General features: G+C 65.5%; 15 protein-coding genes. 6 read left to right on the forward strand and 9 right to left on the reverse strand.

All coding sequences use genetic code 11. The features are described 5' to 3' along the window. Positions 1–225 precede the first annotated feature (225 nt). The 5 genes from secF to queA form a co-directional block, all read right to left on the reverse strand. Complete coding sequence (gene secF / locus F6X39_RS19805) at positions 226–1,176, reverse strand: protein translocase subunit SecF (protein WP_090803074.1); 951 nt, start codon at positions 1,174–1,176, stop codon at positions 226–228. A gap of 18 nt (positions 1,177–1,194) precedes the next feature. Then, positions 1,195–3,288 carry a protein translocase subunit SecD gene (gene secD, locus F6X39_RS19810; RefSeq protein ID WP_187617822.1) on the reverse strand — a complete coding sequence of 698 codons (2,094 nt, stop codon included), beginning with the start codon at positions 3,286–3,288 and terminating at the stop codon, positions 1,195–1,197. Positions 3,289–3,404: 116 nt separating this feature from the next. Next, positions 3,405–3,734, reverse strand: a complete 330-nt coding sequence (yajC, locus tag F6X39_RS19815; RefSeq protein WP_184034524.1) for a preprotein translocase subunit YajC — start codon at positions 3,732–3,734, stop codon at positions 3,405–3,407. Positions 3,735–3,929: 195 nt separating this feature from the next. After that, complete coding sequence (tgt, locus tag F6X39_RS19820) at positions 3,930–5,120, reverse strand: tRNA guanosine(34) transglycosylase Tgt (RefSeq protein ID WP_187617823.1); 1,191 nt, start codon at positions 5,118–5,120, stop codon at positions 3,930–3,932. Positions 5,121–5,234: 114 nt separating this feature from the next. Then, a complete protein-coding gene (gene queA / locus F6X39_RS19825; protein WP_184034518.1) occupies positions 5,235–6,293 on the reverse strand; it encodes a tRNA preQ1(34) S-adenosylmethionine ribosyltransferase-isomerase QueA in 1,059 nt (352 codons plus the stop codon). Positions 6,294–6,482: 189 nt separating this feature from the next. Here queA and recG point away from each other — a divergent pair, with 189 nt between their 5' ends. The 6 genes from recG to ubiA all read left to right on the forward strand — a co-directional run bounded on the left by recG (position 6,483) and on the right by ubiA (position 13,756). Next, positions 6,483–8,819, forward strand: coding sequence for an ATP-dependent DNA helicase RecG (gene recG / locus F6X39_RS19830; RefSeq protein WP_187617824.1), 2,337 nt, complete (start codon positions 6,483–6,485; stop codon positions 8,817–8,819). Positions 8,820–8,921: 102 nt separating this feature from the next. Beyond that, the gene (locus F6X39_RS19835) at positions 8,922–9,881 is read left to right on the forward strand and encodes a LysR substrate-binding domain-containing protein (RefSeq protein WP_184067250.1); all 960 of its coding nucleotides are present in this window, start codon (positions 8,922–8,924) and stop codon (positions 9,879–9,881) included. Between the two features lie 411 nt (positions 9,882–10,292). Further along, entirely contained in the window at positions 10,293–11,747 is a 1,455-nt protein-coding gene (locus tag F6X39_RS19840; RefSeq protein WP_090803086.1) for a catalase, read from the forward strand. 96 nt (positions 11,748–11,843) lie between these two features. After that, positions 11,844–12,008 carry a hypothetical protein gene (locus F6X39_RS19845; RefSeq protein WP_187617825.1) on the forward strand — a complete coding sequence of 55 codons (165 nt, stop codon included), beginning with the start codon at positions 11,844–11,846 and terminating at the stop codon, positions 12,006–12,008. A gap of 153 nt (positions 12,009–12,161) precedes the next feature. Continuing rightward, complete coding sequence (locus tag F6X39_RS19850) at positions 12,162–12,659, forward strand: Dps family protein (RefSeq protein WP_184034504.1); 498 nt, start codon at positions 12,162–12,164, stop codon at positions 12,657–12,659. Between the two features lie 233 nt (positions 12,660–12,892). Next, positions 12,893–13,756 (forward strand): 4-hydroxybenzoate octaprenyltransferase, encoded by an 864-nt coding sequence (ubiA, locus tag F6X39_RS19855; protein WP_187617826.1) that lies wholly within the window; start codon positions 12,893–12,895, stop codon positions 13,754–13,756. A gap of 131 nt (positions 13,757–13,887) precedes the next feature. Here the strand turns inward: ubiA and proC are convergent, their stop codons facing one another. The 4 genes from proC to glcE all read right to left on the reverse strand — a co-directional run bounded on the left by proC (position 13,888) and on the right by glcE (position 17,838). Continuing rightward, positions 13,888–14,703 (reverse strand): pyrroline-5-carboxylate reductase, encoded by an 816-nt coding sequence (proC, locus tag F6X39_RS19860; RefSeq protein ID WP_187617827.1) that lies wholly within the window; start codon positions 14,701–14,703, stop codon positions 13,888–13,890. 76 nt (positions 14,704–14,779) lie between these two features. After that, complete coding sequence (locus F6X39_RS19865) at positions 14,780–15,478, reverse strand: YggS family pyridoxal phosphate-dependent enzyme (RefSeq protein ID WP_187617828.1); 699 nt, start codon at positions 15,476–15,478, stop codon at positions 14,780–14,782. 36 nt (positions 15,479–15,514) lie between these two features. Continuing rightward, a complete protein-coding gene (gene glcF / locus F6X39_RS19870) occupies positions 15,515–16,741 on the reverse strand; it encodes a glycolate oxidase subunit GlcF (RefSeq protein ID WP_187617829.1) in 1,227 nt (408 codons plus the stop codon). A gap of 8 nt (positions 16,742–16,749) precedes the next feature. Beyond that, positions 16,750–17,838: a glycolate oxidase subunit GlcE gene (gene glcE / locus F6X39_RS19875; RefSeq protein ID WP_184067268.1), complete on the reverse strand. Its 1,089-nt coding sequence runs from the start codon at positions 17,836–17,838 to the stop codon at positions 16,750–16,752. Between the last annotated feature and the right edge of the window lie 176 nt (positions 17,839–18,014).

Genomic DNA, 18,014 nt, shown 5'->3' on the forward strand with positions numbered 1-18,014 from the left:
GCCGCCAGAAGGGCCGATCGCCGCGTCATGCTCCTTGCGAATACGTCGAGTATTCGTTGCGTCGCAATCCTTGCGCTCGGCCCTTCTGGCGGCCAGCGCAAGCCCGTTATTAGCGTGAACAGGCCCTGGGAACGAGGCGGTAACGACGGCGTATGTAAACGCAAAAGGCCGGTTCGACAGAACCGGCCTTTTTTATTGTGCGCATCCTCAGCGGTTACGCGCGCATCAAACCTGGGCGCCCGCGTTCGGATCGTCCGGATCGACGCGTTCCTTCTTGTCCTTGATCAGGTCTTCGCGCTTGACGCCGAACCACATGGCAAGAGCCGCGGCGACGAACACCGACGAGTAGATACCGAACAGAATACCGACCGTCAGCGCGAGCGCGAAGTAGTGCAGCGTCGGGCCGCCGAACAGGAACATCGACAGCACCATCATCTGCGTACAGCCGTGCGTGATGACGGTTCGCGACATCGTGCTGGTGATTGCGTGGTTGATCACTTCGATCACGGTCATCTTGCGTTCGCGGCGGAAGGTTTCGCGAATCCGGTCGAAGATAACGACCGACTCGTTGACCGAATAGCCGAGCACCGCGAGCACCGCGGCCAGCACCGACAGCGAGAACTCCCACTGGAAGAACGCGAAGAAGCCGAGAATGATGACGACGTCGTGCAGGTTGGCGATCACGCCGGCGATCGCGTACTTCCATTCGAAGCGGAACGACAGGTAGATCACGATGCCGGCCACCACGCAGGCGAGCGCGAGCAGACCGTCGGTGGCGAGCTCCTTGCCGACCTGTGGACCGACGAACTCGACGCGCTGCAACTGCACTTCCGGCGTGTCGGCCTTCAGCGCGCCCATCACCTGGTCGCTCTGCTGCGCGGACGTGTAGCCCGTCTTCAGCGGCAGACGGATCAGTACGTCGCGCGAGGTGCCGAAGTTCTGCACCTGCGCGTCGGCATAGCCGAGCTTGCCGAGCGTGTTACGCACCGGGTCGAGCGGCACCGCGCCCGGATACTGCACCTCGATCACGGTACCGCCGGTGAATTCCACCGACAGATGCAGCCCGCGATGCACGAGGAAGAACACGGCGGCGAGGAAGGTGATCAGCGAGATCGCGTTGAAGATCAACGCGCGCTGCATGAACGGAATGTCTTTACGGAAACGGAAAAATTCCATGGTCTTGTTCTCCGGGACTCAGCGGGATGAACCCGGTTTTTGCCGCGTCGAGTCATTCGACGTCGGCGTGCCCGGCGCATTGCGGCGACGCACGGTCGGCTTCGAGCGACCCTGCGCGCCGGCCGCGGCCGGTGCCTTCGAGCTTGCCTTCGCTTTCGCCTTCGCCGTGGCGATGGCCTGCGCGGTGTCAGTCGCGGCGTCGCTGCCGCCGAGGGTGTTGCCGGCATACGCGGCCGAGCCTGCCGCCGCCGCTTGCGGACGCCACACCTGGCCGATGGACAGCGACTTCAGCTTCTTCTTGCCGCCGTACCAGAAGTTGACCAGGCCGCGCGAGAAGAACACCGCCGAGAACATCGACGTCAGAATGCCGATACAGTGGACGATCGCGAAGCCGCGCACCGGACCGGAGCCGAACGCGAGCAGCGCGAGGCCGGCGATCAGCGTGGTCACGTTCGAGTCGAGAATCGTCGCCCATGCATGCGCGTAGCCGTTCTGGATGGCCAGTTGCGGCGGCGCGCCGTGGCGCAGTTCCTCGCGCACGCGCTCGTTGATCAGCACGTTAGAGTCGATCGCCATACCGAGCGCGAGCGCGATAGCGGCGATACCCGGCAGCGTGAGCGTGGCCTGCAGCATCGACAGCACCGCGACCAGCAGCAGCAGGTTCACGGACAGGCCGATCACTGAGATCACGCCGAACAGCATGTAGTACGCGCTCATGAACACGGCGATCGCCGCGAAGCCCCACACGACCGAGTGGAAGCCCTTCTTGATATTGTCGGCGCCGAGGCTCGGGCCGATCGTGCGTTCCTCGATGATTTCCATCGGCGCGGCGAGCGAACCGGCGCGCAGCAGCAGCGCGAGGTCGGCGGCCGCTTGCGGGGTCGGCTGGCCGGTGATCTGGAAGCGGTCGCCCAGTTCCGACTGAATCGTTGCGACGGTCAGCACTTCGCCCTTGCCGTGCTCGAACAGCACCATCGCCATTGGCTTGCCGATGTTGTCACGCGATACCGCGCGCACCGCGCGGCCGCCGGCCGAGTCGAGACGGATATTGACCGACGGACGCTGATGCTCGTCGAAGCCCGCCGACGCGTCGATGATGCGGTCGCCGGTGAAGATCACCTGCTTGCGCAGCAGCACCGGCGTCTGGTTGCCTTGCGTGAAGAGTTCATCGCCCGGCGGCACCGGGTCGTTCGGGTTCGGATGCGTGTTGACCGGGTCGGCGAGGCGCGCTTCGAGCGTCGCCGTACGGCCGATGATGTCCTTCGCCTTCGCGGTGTCCTGCACGCCCGGCAGCTCGACCACGATGCGGTCCGTGCCCTGTTGCTGGATCACCGGCTCGGCCACGCCGAGTTCGTTCACGCGGTTATGCAGCGTCGTGATGTTCTGCTTGAGCGCGGCGTCCTGCACCTCGCGCTGCACGGCCGGCGTAAAGGTGCCGACGAGCTGCACGCCGCCGTCCGCGCCGGTGTTCGGCTGCGACGCCCACTGCAGTTCGCTGACGCTGCGGCCGAGCAGCTTGAGTGCCGCGTCCGCCGTGGCCTGGTCGGCCAGATTCACCACCACCGACTGGTTCACGCGATTCACGCCGCCGTCGCGCACGTTGTTGTCGCGCAGCAGCGTGCGCACGTCCGAGGCGTCCGAGTCGAGCTTCTTGTTCAGCGCGCCGGCCATGTCGACCTGCAGCAGGAAGTGCACACCGCCGCGCAGGTCGAGACCGAGGTACATCGGCAGCGCGCGCAGCGCGGTCATCCAGGTCGGCGACGCGCTTTGCAGGTTCAGTGCGACGACGTACTGCGGATCGTTCGGGTCGCTATTGAGCGACTTCTGCAGCAGGTCTTTCACGCGCAACTGCGTGTCCGTGTTCGTCAGGCGCACGCGGATGTTCGCGTTGTTCTGCGAGTTGTCGAACGTGATTGCGGTCGGCTTGATGTGATTGGCCGCGAGCGCGGCTTCGATCGACGCTAGCGTGGCGGCGTCGAGTCTGACCGTGGCTTTGCCGCTCGACACCTGCACCGCCGGCGCTTCGCCGTACAGATTGGGCAGCGTGTACACGAGGCCGATGACCAGAGCCACCAGCATCACGGCGTATTTCCAGAGGGGGTAGCGATTCATGAGTGGTCCAACGGGAAGGTTGGCTTGGATGCGATGCGTCCGGCGATGAGCGCGGGCCGTTCAGCGAACTGCCTGAACCGCCGGCGAGGCCGCACCGGACGCGGGGAGTGCAGGCCTTACAGCGACTTGATCGTGCCCTTCGGGAGAATTGTCGTGACCGACGCCTTTTGCACGGTGACTTCCGTGCCTTCCGAGATTTCGATGCCGACGTAGGCTTCGCCCACCTTCGTCACCTTGCCGACGATGCCGCCGTTCGTCACGACTTCATCGCCCCTGGCCATCGCTGCGAGCATGTTGCGATGTTCCTTCTGACGCTTCATTTGCGGGCGAATCATGATGAAGTACAGCACGCCGAACATCAGGATCAGCGGCAGGAAGCTCATCAGGTTCGATTCGATACCACCTGCTGCTGCGCCTTGCGCGAAGGCATTGGAAATGAACGACACGTTGGTCTCTCCGTTATCAGTCAAACGATCAAAAAAATCAGCCGATTATTCTACCACCGGCCACACGCGCGCCGGCGCGGCGAATCGGCTTTGGGATCAACCGTTTAAAGGTCCGATTCGGGGCAAATTCAGCGGCCGGCGAAAGTCAATTGTAAGTTGTCCGCGTGCGGCATGCGCAATCCATGTGGCGGGCCGTCAGGACGACGGTTCGACGCCGCGCGCGCGGTCTTCGTGGAAACGCTTGCGGAACGCGTCGAACAGTTTCGCCTCGATCGCATCGCGCATTTCCTGCATCAGTTCCAGGTAGTAATGCAGGTTGTGGATCGTGTTCAGCTGCGCGCCGAGAATTTCGCCGACGCGATGCAGGTGGTGCAGATAGCCGCGCGTGAAGTTGCGGCAGGTGTAGCAGCCGCATTGCTCGTCGAGCGGGCGCAGCGAGTTCCTGTGCGTCGCGTTGCGGATCTTGATGTCGCCGAAACGCGTGAAGAGCCAGCCGTTGCGCGCGTTGCGCGTGGGCATCACGCAGTCGAACATGTCGACGCCGGCCGCGACGCCGGCCACCAGGTCTTCCGGCGTGCCGACGCCCATCAGGTAGTGCGGCTTGTCGGCCGGCAGCTTGGGGCCGATGTGGTTCAGGATCCGCATCATGTCTTCCTTCGGCTCGCCGACCGACAGACCGCCGATCGCGAGGCCGTGGAAGTTCTTCTCCGCGAGGCCGGCGAGCGACTCGTCGCGCAGATCCTCGAACATGCCGCCCTGCACGATGCCGAATAGTGCATTCGGATTGCCGAGGCGCTCGAATTCGTCGATCGAGCGTTGCGCCCAGCGCATCGACATGCGCATCGATTCGGCGGCTTCCTTGTGCGAGGTCGGGATGTTGTTGGTCGCGTACGGCGTGCATTCGTCGAACTGCATCACGATGTCCGAGTTCAGCACCTTCTGGATCTGCATCGACACTTCCGGCGACAGGAACAGCCGGTCGCCGTTGATCGGCGACGCGAACGTGACGCCGTCCTCGGTGATCTTGCGCAGATCGCCGAGCGAGAACACCTGGAAGCCGCCCGAGTCGGTCAGGATCGGCTTCTTCCAGCCCATGAAGCCGTGCAGGCCGCCGTGCGCCTCGATGGATTCGAGGCCGGGTCGCAGCCACAGGTGAAACGTATTGCCGAGGATGATCTGCGCGCGCATTTCGTCGAGCTCGCGCGGCTGGACCGCCTTCACGGTGCCGTAGGTGCCGACCGGCATGAAGATCGGCGTCTCCACCACGCCGTGATTGAGCGTGACGCGGCCGCGGCGCGCGAGGCCGTCGGTGCCGAGCAGTTCGAATTTGAGGCCGTTCTCGGGGCGCTCGTGGGCAGGCTGTTGCGAGGGATGACCAAGGGTCATGGGGATCACTCCTAGGCGACCGGAAAACAGTCCGGCGCAATCAATGAAAACCGCCACGAGGGATCGCGGCGGCTAGGAAAACTGCCAATACGCTGAAGCAGTGCTCGAACCGGCTCATGCATCGCGCCGTGTGAGCAGCATCGCGTCACCGTAGCTGAAAAAACGATAGCGCTCGTCGATCGCATGACGGTACGCGGCGCGAATCGTCTCGACGCCCGCGAACGCCGACACCAGCATCAGCAGCGTAGATTTCGGCAAATGGAAGTTCGTGACCAGCCGGTCGACCACGCGGAACCGGTAGCCCGGCGTGATGAAGATGTCGGTTTCCGCGCTCGCCGCGCCGAGCGGATGGCCGGCGGCTTCGGCGTCGCGCGCGGCGGCTTCGAGCGCGCGCATTGAGGTCGTGCCGACCGCGATCACGCGGTTGCCGCGCGCTTTGGTCGCGGCGATCTTGTCCGCGAGCGCTTGCGGCAGGTGATACCACTCGCTGTGCATCTTGTGCTCGGCGATGTTTTCGACGCGCACCGGCTGAAACGTGCCCGCGCCGACGTGCAGCGTCAGCGTCGCGCGGTCGATGCCGAGGGCGTCGAGGCGGGCGAGCAGCGTGTCGTCGAAGTGCAGGCCGGCGGTCGGCGCGGCGACCGCGCCCGGGTTCTGCGCGAATACGGTCTGATAGCGGGTTTCGTCGGTCGCGTCGGGGTCGTGCTCGATGTACGGCGGCAGCGGCAGACGGCCGTACTGCTCGATCAGCGTCAGGCAGTCGTCGGGGAAATGCAGCGTGTAGAACTGATCGACGCGCTCGCCGACGGTGACGTCGAACGCATCCGCGAGACGGATCGTCGTGCCCGCCTGCGGGCTCTTGCTCGCCCGGATCTGCGCGAGCGCGCTGCGCTCGCCAGTCAGGCGCTCGACCAGCACTTCGATCTTGCCGCCGCTCGACTTCTGGCCGAAGAAGCGCGCCTTCAGCACTTTGGTATCGTTGAAGACGAGCAGATCGCCCGGCGCGAGGCACTCGGGCAGTTCGGTGAAGCGGCGGTCGATCAGGCGCGCGGCGCCGTCGGCGGCGCCTGCGGCGTCCACGTCGAGCAGACGGCTTGCGCTGCGCTCGGGCAGCGCGACTTGCGCGATCAGCTCGGGCGGCAGATCGAAATCGAAATCGGAAAGCGTAAACATGCGAACGACTGGAAGCAGGTTGGGACTGATTTGGGACTGAATTGAGCCGAAGCCGGAGCCGGGCGGCTATGATGGCGGGACGCCGAAGCGGCCCGCGCGCTTTGTGCCGCATCCTGCCTACGCTGGACGCGCGAAGGGCGGCACGACTTCTTTTCGACAGCACCCGATATTGTACTTGCGAAGCAGCCTATGCCTTTGTCCGACCGCCGATCGTCCGTTGCCACCCTCGAAGCGGGCGCCGAACCGCGGCGCCGCGGTGCGCGGGCGGAGGCGGGGGAGCGGGATGCGGCGCAAGCGGGCGCACAAGGCGGCATGATGGCCGCTGGCCACGATGCCGGGCGCGACGGCGACAAGCCCGGCGGCCACGCGGGCGACCCGCCGGATCAATTCGCCGCCGACCACGCGAGCGACGACAAACCCGCCGCCAAAACCAAAGGCGCGGCAAAAGCCGCCGCCAAAGCCCCGGTCAAAACCGCCGACAAGCTCGCCAAACTCGGCCTCACACGCGACATCGACCTCGTGCTGCATCTGCCGATGCGCTACGAAGACGAAACCTCGCTGACGCCGATCGGTCACTTGCTGCCCGGCGGCATCGCGCAAACCGAAGGCATGGTGTTCGACAATGAGATCGCCTATCGCCCGCGCCGGCAGCTGCTCGTGAAGCTGCGCGACGCCGACGGCGACGAACTCGTGCTGCGCTTTCTGAATTTCTACGGCTCGCAGGTCAAGCAGATGGCGCCCGGCGCGCGCCTGCGCGTGCGCGGCGACGTGCGGGGCGGCTTCTTCGGCATGGAGATGGTGCATCCGACCGTGCGCGTCGTCGATGAAGACACGCCGCTGCCGCAGGCGCTGACGCCGGTCTATCCGAGCACGGCGGGCGTGTCGCAGGCGTATCTGCGCAAGGCGATCGACAACGCGCTCGCGCGCACGTCGCTGCCGGAGTTGCTGCCCGCGCCGGTCGCGCGCGCGTTTCTCGAACCGCTCGGCGTGCCGGCGCTGATGGACGCGGTGCGCACGCTGCATCATCCGGGCCCGCAGTCGGACGAAACGGCGCTGATCGACGGCACGCATCCGGCCTGGGTGCGCATCAAGTTCGAGGAGCTGCTCGCGCAGCAGATGTCGCTGAAGCGCGCGCACGACGAGCGGCGCACGCGCGCCGCGCCGGCCATGCCGCGCCGCAAGCTCGGCGACGAGTCGGCGCTGGTCGCGCGGCTGCTGAAGGCGCTGCCGTTTTCGCTGACGGCCGCGCAGCAGCGCGTCGGCGGCGAGATCGCGCTCGATCTGACTCAGCCGCATCCGATGCAGCGGCTGTTGCAGGGCGACGTCGGCAGCGGCAAGACGATCGTCGCGGCGCTGGCCGCCGCGCAGGCGATCGACGCCGGCTACCAGGCCGCGCTGATGGCGCCGACCGAAATTCTCACCGAGCAGCACGCGCGCAAATTGCGCGGCTGGCTCGAGCCGCTCGGCGTGAATGTCGCGTGGCTCGCGGGCAGTCTGAAGACGAAGGAGAAGCGCGCCGCGATCGAAGCGGCCGCGCTCGGCACCGCGCAGCTCGTGATCGGCACGCACGCGATCATCCAGGACGCGGTCGAGTTCGCGCGCCTCGGACTCGTGATCGTCGACGAGCAGCATCGCTTCGGCGTCGCGCAACGGCTCGCGTTGCGCGCGAAGGCGCAGGGCGCCGCCGACGGCGCGGCCGACTTCCAGCCGCATCAACTCATGATGTCCGCGACGCCGATTCCGCGCACACTCGCCATGACCTACTACGCGGACCTCGACGTCTCCACGATCGACGAACTGCCGCCCGGCCGCACCCCGATCCTCACGAAGCTCGTGTCCGACGCGCGCCGCGAAGAGGTGATCGGCCGCGTGCGCGAGGCGGCGTTGACGGGGCGCCAGGTGTACTGGGTGTGTCCGCTGATCGAGGAAAGCGAGACCCTGCAGTTGCAAACCGCGGTCGAGACCTACGAGACGCTGGTGGCCGCGCTGCCCGAGCTGAAGGTCGGGCTGGTGCACGGGCGCCTCGCGCCCGCCGAAAAGGCCACGGTGATGGACGCGTTCTCGCGCAACGAGATCCAGCTGCTGGTCGCGACCACGGTGATCGAAGTCGGCGTCGACGTGCCGAACGCATCGTTGATGGTGATCGAGCATGCGGAGCGCTTCGGTCTCGCGCAGCTGCATCAGTTGCGCGGACGCGTGGGGCGCGGCAGCGCCGCGTCGGTCTGCGTGCTGCTCTACACCGGACCGCTGTCGATGACCGCCCGCGCGCGCCTGCAAACGATGCGCGAAACCACCGACGGCTTCGAGATCGCCCGCCGCGACCTCGAAATCCGCGGGCCTGGCGAGTTCCTCGGCGCGCGCCAGTCAGGCGCCGCGATGCTGCGTTTCGCCGACCTGCAGAACGATCAGCACCTGATCGAGCCGGCGCGCGAAGCCGCCGCGACGCTGCTCGACCAATATCCGGACGTGGTCATTCAGCATCTGGCGCGCTGGCTCGGCGCGCGCGAGCAGTATCTGAAGGCCTGAGCGCCGTCCCCGCCGCAAGCACAACGGCTAAAAAGTTGGCGAACCGACCCTATAGGTGTATAACTAGAACCTATCGAATCCATCAGACTGATTGATCCCCGAATGACGCTCACCGAATTGAAATATATCGTGGCGGTGGCCCGCGAGCGGCACTTCGGCCGTGCCGCCGAAGCGTGTTTCGTCAGCCAGCCCACGCTGTCCGTCGCCATCAAGAAGCTCGAAGACGAGCTGAACGTGCAGATTTTCGAGCGCGGCACCAGCGAGGTCAGCGTGACGCCGATCGGCGAACAGATCGTTACGCAGGCGCAACGCGTGCTCGAGCAGACGCTCGCGATCAAGGAAATCGCCAAGCAGGGCAAGGACCCGCTGCTGGGTCCGCTGCGCCTCGGCGTGATCTACACGATCGGGCCGTACCTGCTGCCGACGCTCGTGAAGCAGATGATCCAGCGCGTGCCGCAAATGCCGCTGATGCTGCAGGAAAACTACACGCTGAAGCTGATCGAGCTGCTCAAGCAGGGCGAAATCGACGTGGCGATCATGGCGCTGCCGTTTCCCGAAACCGGGCTGATGCTGCGTCCGCTGTACGACGAGCCGTTCGTGGTCGCGCTGCCGTCCGGCCACGCATGGGAAAGCCGCCCGAAGATCGACCCCGACGACCTGAAGCAGGAAACCATGCTGCTGCTCGGCAGCGGCCACTGCTTCCGCGATCACGTGCTCGGCGTGTGTCCTGAACTGATGCGCTTTTCGCAGAACGCCGACGGCATCCAGAAGACCTTCGAGGGCTCGTCGCTCGAAACGATTCGTCATATGGTCGCAAGCGGCGTCGGCATTACCGTGCTGCCGCGCATGTCGGTGCACGAGGTCAAGCCACATGCGGGCGGTATCGACGCGGGCCTGCTCAGCTATGTCGCGTTCGACGAGCCGGTGCCCGATCGCCGCGTCGTGCTGGCATGGCGCAAGAGCTTCACGCGCATGCCCGCGATCGACGCGATCTGCGACGCAGTCGCCGCGTGCGACCTGCCGGGCGTCAAAAAGCTCGATCTGCCCGCCGCCGTCAACTGACTCGCCATCATCCGCAGCCGCGCCGGACACCGGTGCGGCCTGCCGCAAAAAGGGCGCAAGCCCTATCGAATAGATTAAATTAATCAAATACGAATATTCGATAGATGTTGCTATAGTTTCCTCCACGGATCGCCCGATCCCCTTATTCGATAAGGCTCAGCGCCCAGACTCCGAGTCGGGGCGCGAGACAAGCCAGGAGGAAAACACCATGCAAGCGCCTTCACAGCCCATCCACGCTTTTCCCGCGCAACCGGCCACGACGGCCGCCGCGCCGAGTATCCGTACGGTCGCCGTGTCGTTGCTGGCCGACCGGGTGCTGGCCGCCTGACGTGCCTACCCGTGACGGCGTCCGTCGCGCACGGATGCCGCATGCTTTCCCCCCGATTCGATAGAAACCACGCAGGAGTGCCCATGTCCGAACGTAAGCTCACCAATGCCGCCGGCGCGCCCGTCGCCGATAACCAGAACTCGATGACCGCCGGCCCGCGTGGCCCCGTGGTGCTGCAGGACGTCTGGCTGCTCGAAAAGCTCGCGCACTTCGATCGCGAAGTGATTCCCGAGCGGCGCGTTCACGCGAAGGGCTCGGGCGCGTTCGGCACGCTGACGGTGACGCACGACATTTCGCGCTACACGAAGGCGAAGGTGTTCGCGCAGGTCGGCCAGGAAACGCCGCTTTTCATGCGCTTTTCGACGGTGGCCGGCGAGCGTGGCGCGGCCGACGCCGAGCGCGACGTGCGCGGCTTCTCGATCAAGTTCTACACCGAGGAAGGCAACTGGGACGTGGTCGGCAACAACACGCCGGTGTTCTTCATTCGCGATCCGCTCAAGTTTCCGGACTTCATTCATACGCAGAAGCGTGATCCGTACACGAATCTGCGCAGCAACGTCGCCGCGTGGGACTTCTGGTCGAGTCATCCGGAGTCGCTGCATCAGGTGACGATTCTGATGAGCGATCGCGGCATTCCGAAGAACTACCGGCAGATGCACGGCTTCGGCTCGCACACGTACTCGTTCATTAACGCGAGCAACGAGCGTTTCTGGGTCAAGTTCCATTTCAAGTCGCTGCAAGGCATCGAGAACTTCACCGACGCCGATGCCGCGCAGGTAGTCGCCAATGACCGCGAAAGCGCGCAGCGCGATCTGGTGAACAGCATCGACGCGGGCAACTTTCCGAAGTGGCGCTTCGCAATTCAGGTGATGCCGGAAGCGGATGCGGCGAACTACCGCTTCAATCCGTTCGACATCACGAAGGTGTGGTCGCAGAAGGACTATCCGTTGATCGACGTCGGCACGCTCGAACTGAATCGCAACGCGGCGAACTATTTCGCGGACGTCGAGCAGGCGGCGTTCACGCCGGCGAACGTGGTGCCGGGCATCGGATTTTCGCCGGACCGTCTGTTGCAGGGGCGACTGTTCTCGTACGGCGATACGCAGCGTTACCGGCTCGGCATCAATCATCACCAGATTCCGGTGAATGCGCCGCGCGTGCCGAACCCGCATTCGTTTCATCGCGATGGCGCGATGCGCACCGACGGCAATCGCGGCGGCAACGTGAATTACGAGCCGAATCGCTTCGGCGACTTCGTGCAGGACGCGAACGCGTCCGAGCCGCCGCTCGCGGCGGGCGCGGTCGCGCGTTACGAGCATCGCGAGGACGACGACTACTACACGCAGCCGCGCATGCTGTTCGCGCTGTTCGACGACGCGCAACGTGAGCGTCTGTTCGGCAATATCGCGCGACATATCGACGGCGTGCCGCAGGAGATCGTCGCGCGTCAGATCGAGCATTTCCGCCGCGCCGATCCGGCTTACGCGGAAGGTGTGATCGCGGCGCTCGCCGCGTTGCGGGAAGGCAGGAACCGCTAGGCGTCATAGACGCGGCGGATGGCGAAGCAGTGGCAAAGCAATCGACGGCGCGGCGCATTGCTGCGGTCCGTCACGAGACGAACCCGGAGTACGATCATGATTCGGATGATGATGGCGAGCATTGGCGGTCGGGCCGCCGCGCCGAGCATGCAGGCGCAATGGCAGGCGTTGATATTTCGCAAGGCGCTGGGCTTTGCGATCGTCGCGAGCGGCTTTGCGGTAATCGCCGCGCAGGCGTTGCAACACGCGCTGGGAGGCTGAGCGCAGTACCGCCAGAATGGCTGCGCAGCAAGGCTCTCGGGCACGCGTTGCGCAAACCTTGCGGCATCCACGCTACACTGTCGTACGTTTTATTCGTGTTTTCGCTGACCGTCATCTGCCGACCGGTTCGTATCACTCTTCAAAGGAGTCATCATGGCCAAGAAAGAAGCCGCCGCAGCAGTACAGCACGTCAACATCGGGATCAGCGACAAGGATCGCAAGAAGATCGCCGAAGGGCTGTCGCGTCTGCTCGCCGACACCTACACGCTGTACCTGAAGACCCACAACTTCCACTGGAACGTCACGGGTCCGATGTTCAATACGCTGCACCTGATGTTCGAAACGCAGTACAACGAACTCGCGCTCGCGGTCGACTCGATCGCCGAACGCATCCGTGCATTGGGTGTGCATGCGCCGGGCAGCTACAAGGATTTCGCGAAGCTGTCGTCGATCCCCGAAGCGGACGGCGTGCCGGCCGCGGAAGACATGATCCGTCAGCTGGTCGAAGGTCAGGAAGCCGTGGTGCGCACCGCGCGCGCGATTTTCCCGTCGACGGAAGCCGCCAACGACGAGCCGACCGCCGACCTGCTCACGCAACGCATGCAGACACACGAAAAGACCGCATGGATGCTGCGCTCGCTGCTCGCCTGATTTGGCGCAGCTGAGCCGGTCGAGTCAAGTCCGATGCCGGCGCCGGCATCGCGCGCGCCGTGTAAAGAGCGCACAAGCCTCCCTGCACGGGAGGCTTTGTTTTTTGCGCCGCTGCCGCACGACGCACAGATTCGAGCGCGTGGCACTTCGATACGCGGCCGCGCGAATCCTGGGCCGCCGTGCGCTTCCCGTAAAATAGGCGCATCGTGTTCGCACTTCACCGAATTCGTCCCATGTTCGCCCGACTTCCCCTGTACCTGCGCCTCGTGCGCATGGACAAGCCGATCGGCAGCCTGCTGCTGCTGTGGCCGACGCTCAACGCACTGTGGATCGCGTCCGGCGGTCATCCGTCGTGGCAATTGCTGGTGATCTTCACGCTCGGCACGGTGCTGATGCGCTCGGCCGGCTGCGCGATCAACGACTACGCGGACCGCGATTTCGACCGTCACGTGAAGCGCACCGAGAACCGGCCGATCACGTCCGGCAAGATCAATGCGTGGGAAGCGGTCGGGCTGGCAACCGTGCTGTCGCTGGTCGCGTTTCTACTGATTCAGCCGCTCAATGCATTGACCAAGGAGTTGTCAGTGGTCGCGCTGTTCGTCGCCGGCACGTATCCGTTCATGAAGCGCTTCTTCGCGATTCCGCAGGCGTATCTGGGCATCGCGTTCGGCTTCGGTATTCCGATGGCGTTCGCCGCTGTGCAGGATCACGTGCCGCTGCTCGCGTGGGTGATGCTGGTCGCGAATATCTTCTGGGCCGTTGCGTACGACACCGAATACGCGATGGTCGATCGCGACGACGACATCAAGATCGGCATCCGGACGTCGGCGCTGACGTTCGGCCGTTTCGACGTGGCCGCGGTCATGCTGTGCTATGCGGTGACGCTCGGGATTTACGTCGGCATCGGCGTGACGCTCGGGTTTGGTCCGCTGTACTGGATCGGCTGGGCGGTCGCGGTGGGTTGCGCGATCTATCACTACACGCTGATCCGCCATCGCGAGCGCATGCCGTGCTTTGCCGCGTTCCGTCACAACAACTGGCTCGGCGGCGCGTTGTTCGCGGGGATCGCCGCGCATTACGTGGTGGCTTCGTTTTAATTCGCGTCAGCGCTTTTCTGGCTTCAGACCGCTGCGTTTCTACACGCCGTAGGCGCCTGTCCTGATGAGAAGAAGGACAGTCGCGCTACGGCGTGTCTGTTTCCGCTGCTTCTTTTCGACGCCGGTTCGCGTTACTGCTTGCCGAACTCGTCGCCCATCTCGCGCGCCCGCGCGTCGGCGGCCAGTGCGCCGCGCACGATCGCGTCCTTGATGCCGCTCGCTTCGAACGAGGCGAGCGCTGCCGCGGTCGTGCCGCCTTTGGATGTCACGCGCTCGCGCAGCACGCTCGGCGGCTCGTCGGAATTGGCCGCGAGTTGCGCGGCGCCCGTAAAGGTCGCGACCGCCAGCGCGCGGCCCTGCGCTTCGTCCATACCGAGCTGGCGCGCGGCTTCCTGCAGCGCTTCGATGAAATAGAAGACGTAGGCCGGCCCGCTGCCCGAGATCGCGGTGACCGCGTCGATCTTCGCTTCGTCGTCGAACCAGACGGTTTCGCCGACCGCGCCGAGCACCTGCGACGCGAGCGCGCGGCCCGCTTCGTCGACGCCGCCGCTGGCGACGAGACCCGTGACGCCCCTGCCGATCAGCGCCGGCGTATTCGGCATCACGCGCACGATGCGATTGTGGCCAGCGAGCCAGCGCGACATGTCGCCGATCCGAATGCCCGCGACGATGCTGACGACGAGTTGCGACGCGCGCAGATGCGGCGCCAGCGTCCCGGCGACGCTCTTCAGGATCTGCGGCTTCACCGCGAGCACGACCGCGTCGTAGTCGGCGAGCGTGACGTCGGCGGCCGCGCCGGTGCGGATGCCGAATTGCTGCTCGTTGCGCTGGCGCGCGTCTTCGTTCGGATCGACCGCGTACAGGTCCGCGGGCGCGACGCCCCGCTTGATGAGGCCGCCGATCAACGCCGCGGCCATGTTGCCGCCGCCGATAAACGCAATTTTCATGATGGTCCGGGTAGGTTCAGATGAGATGCGGTGAGGGCTTCGCGCAGCCAGGATCGCGCAAGGCCCGTGGAAATGCTCAGCGCGAATAATCGCGTGCGCCGAAGATCGCGGTGCCGACGCGCACGATCGTCGCGCCTTCGAGCACGGCTGCTTCGAGATCGGCCGACATGCCCATCGACAGCGTATCGAGCGCGAGCCCGTCGTTACGCAAGCGCTCGAGCAGCTCGCGCAATTGGCGATGCGGCGCGCGTTGTTCTGCGAGATCGCCGCCCGGTTCGGGAATCGACATCAATCCGCGCAGCTTCAGCTTCGGCAGCGCGGCGATCTGCTGCGCGATAGCGGCCGCCTCGGCGATGGTGACGCCACTCTTCGACGCTTCACCGCTGGCGTTGACCTGCAGGCACACGTTGAGCGGCGGCAGGTTGTCCGGGCGCTGCTCCGACAGCCGCTGCGCGATCTTCAGCCGATCGACCGAATGTACCCAGTCGAAATGTTCGGCGACGGGCCGCGTCTTGTTCGATTGCAGCGGCCCGATGAAATGCCATTCGAGCGACGCGCGCAGATCGGCAAGTGTCTGGATCTTGTCGAGCGCTTCCTGCACGTAATTCTCGCCGAATGCGCGCTGACCGGCCGCATGAGCGGCGCGCACGGCATCGGCGGGAAACGTCTTGGAGACCGCGAGCAGCACCACGGACTGCGCGTCGCGGTGGGCCGCTTGCGCGGCCCTGGCGATGCGCTCGTGCACGTCGGCGAGATTGTGAGGCAGATCGGACATGGAACGAACCGGTGTTCAGCGAAGACGATGCCCCGATTATACGGACAGCATGTGCTCGACCAATTCGATCCAGTGCGCGACGGGCGTCGACGTACCGCTTTGCAGATGCGCGATGCAACCGACGTTCGCCGACACGATCACCTGCGGCTCCTGCGCCTGCAAACGCTCGAGCTTCTGGTCGCGCAACGCGTACGACAGGCGCGGCTGCAGCAGCGAGTAGGTGCCGGCCGAGCCGCAGCACAGATGGCTGTCGGCGGGCAGGCGCACTTCGACGCCGAGCGCGCCAAGCAGTTGCTCGACCTTGCCGCGGATCTGCTGGCCATGCTGCAGCGTGCAGGGTGGATGAAATGCGACCGTGTGTACCGAGCGGCGGCGCGTGATGGCGACGAGCTGTTCTTCGAACTCGGGCAGGATCTCGGAGACGTCGCGCGTCAATTCGACGATGCGGCGCGCCTTCTCGGCATAGTTCGGATCGAGGCGCAGCAGGTGCGCGTATTCCTTGACCGTCGCGCCGCAGCCCGACGCGTTCATCACGATCGCTTCAACGCCCTGTTCGACGTAGGGCCACCATGCGTCGATATTCGCGCGCAGGTCGTCGAGCGCTTCGTCGTGGTAGCCGAGGTGCAGGCGGATCGCGCCGCAGCAGCCGGCGTCGGGCGCGATCAGCGTTTCGATGCCGAGCGCATCGAACACGCGCGCGGTCGCGATGTTGACGTTCGGCATCATCGACGGTTGCACGCAGCCCGCGAGCATCAGCACCTTGCGTTCGTGTTTTGCGCTCGGCCATTCGAGCGGGTGCTGGCGCGCGGGCACCTTGTCGCGCAGCTTCTTCGGCAGCAGGCCGCGCACGTGCTGACCCAGCCGCATCGCCGGCGTGAAGATCGCGCTGTTCGGCAGCACGCTCGCGAGCAGGCGCCGCATCAGCCGCTGATTGAGCGGACGCGTGACTTTCTCTTCGGTGAGCTTGCGGCCGATTTCGACGAGCCGCCCATATTGCACGCCCGACGGGCAGGTCGATTCGCAATTGCGGCAGGTCAGGCAGCGGTCGAGGTGAACCTGCGTGCTGCGCGTGACCGGCGCGCCTTCGACCATCTGCTTGATCAGATAGATGCGCCCGCGCGGGCCGTCGAGCTCGTCGCCAAGCAGCTGGTAGGTCGGGCAGGTGGCGGTGCAAAAACCGCAATGCACGCATTTGCGCAGGATGGCGTCCGCTTCGTTGCCATCGGGCGTATTACGAATGAAGTCCGCGAGGTTGGTTTGCATCGCGTCGCTCAGAAGTCGGAGTAGAGACGGCCGCGGTTGAAGATGCGGGCCGGGTCGAATGCATGTTTGAGGCCGCGATGGATTTTCATCAGCGGCGCGGGCAGCGGTGTGAAAACGCCGGCGCTGCGGTCGTAGCCGTGGCCGCTGCGGAAGATGGTCGCGTGGCCGCCGGCCTGTTTCGCGCTGATGCGCACGGTTTGCGCGTCGGTGTCGGTGATCCACCAGCGCTGGCCGCCGCCCCATTCCATCAGTTGCGCGCCGGGCAGTTGCAGCGGCTCGGTGATCGACGGTAGCGCGAGACGCCACAGCGCGGCCTTCGGCGGAATGCCCGCGAAAAACGAATCGGTCTGTTCGCGCAGGCCGGCCCAGAAGCGTTCAGCTTCGACCGCATCGACGACTTCGCCGCCGAGCCCGGTGCGCGCTGCCTTGACCGCGGCTTCCGCGCCGCCCAGGCGCACCGCGAGCGTGCCGTTGCGCCATGCGCTCGCGGTGATCGGCAGGGGCCGGCCGCCCCATTCGTTGAGCTTGCGTACCGCGTCGGTGCCGTTCATGTCGAACTTCAGCGTGGCTTCGACCTGCGGCCGCGGCAGCACTTTGACCGACAGCTCGAGGATCAGCCCGAGCGTGCCGAGCGAGCCCGCGAGCAGCCGCGACACGTCGTAACCCGCGACGTTCTTGACGACCTGGCCGCCGAAGTGCAGCACCTGCCCCTGGCCGTTCATCACGACGGCGCCGAGCACGAAGTCGCGCGCGGCGCCGACGGCCGGCCTGCGCGGCCCCGAAATGCCAGCGGCAATGCAGCCGCCGAAGGTGGCCTGCGGCCCGAAGTGCGGCGGCTCGAACGGCAGCATCTGGTTGTGCTCGGCGAGCGCGGCTTCGATTTCCAGCAGCGGTGTCCCCGCGCGCGCGGTGATCACGAGCTCGGCCGGATCGTACGCGATGATGCCGCGATAAGCGCGCGTGTCGAGGATCTCACCTTCCAGCGTCTGGCCATACCAGTCTTTGGTGCCGCCGCCGCGGATGCGCACCGCGCGTCCCTCGGCGCTGGCCGACCGCACGCGTTCGGACCATACGGCGACGATGTCGTCCTCTTCCATGGTGGCCTGCTCGTTGTGTTTGGTTTGATTGTACCGGGCGGCGGCTCGCTGGCAAGCCGGAGCGCACCCGCATGACGGGGCGCGGCATCGGTCTGGAGGAGAGGGCGCAAAGCGCCGCGCAAGCCGCGCCAGCATCGGCGCGGGCGCGGCGAACGGTGGATGCGCGCTGCAAACGC

Source organism: Paraburkholderia sp. UCT2 (genome assembly GCF_014397665.1).
GTDB classification, from domain to species: domain Bacteria; phylum Pseudomonadota; class Gammaproteobacteria; order Burkholderiales; family Burkholderiaceae; genus Paraburkholderia; species Paraburkholderia tuberum.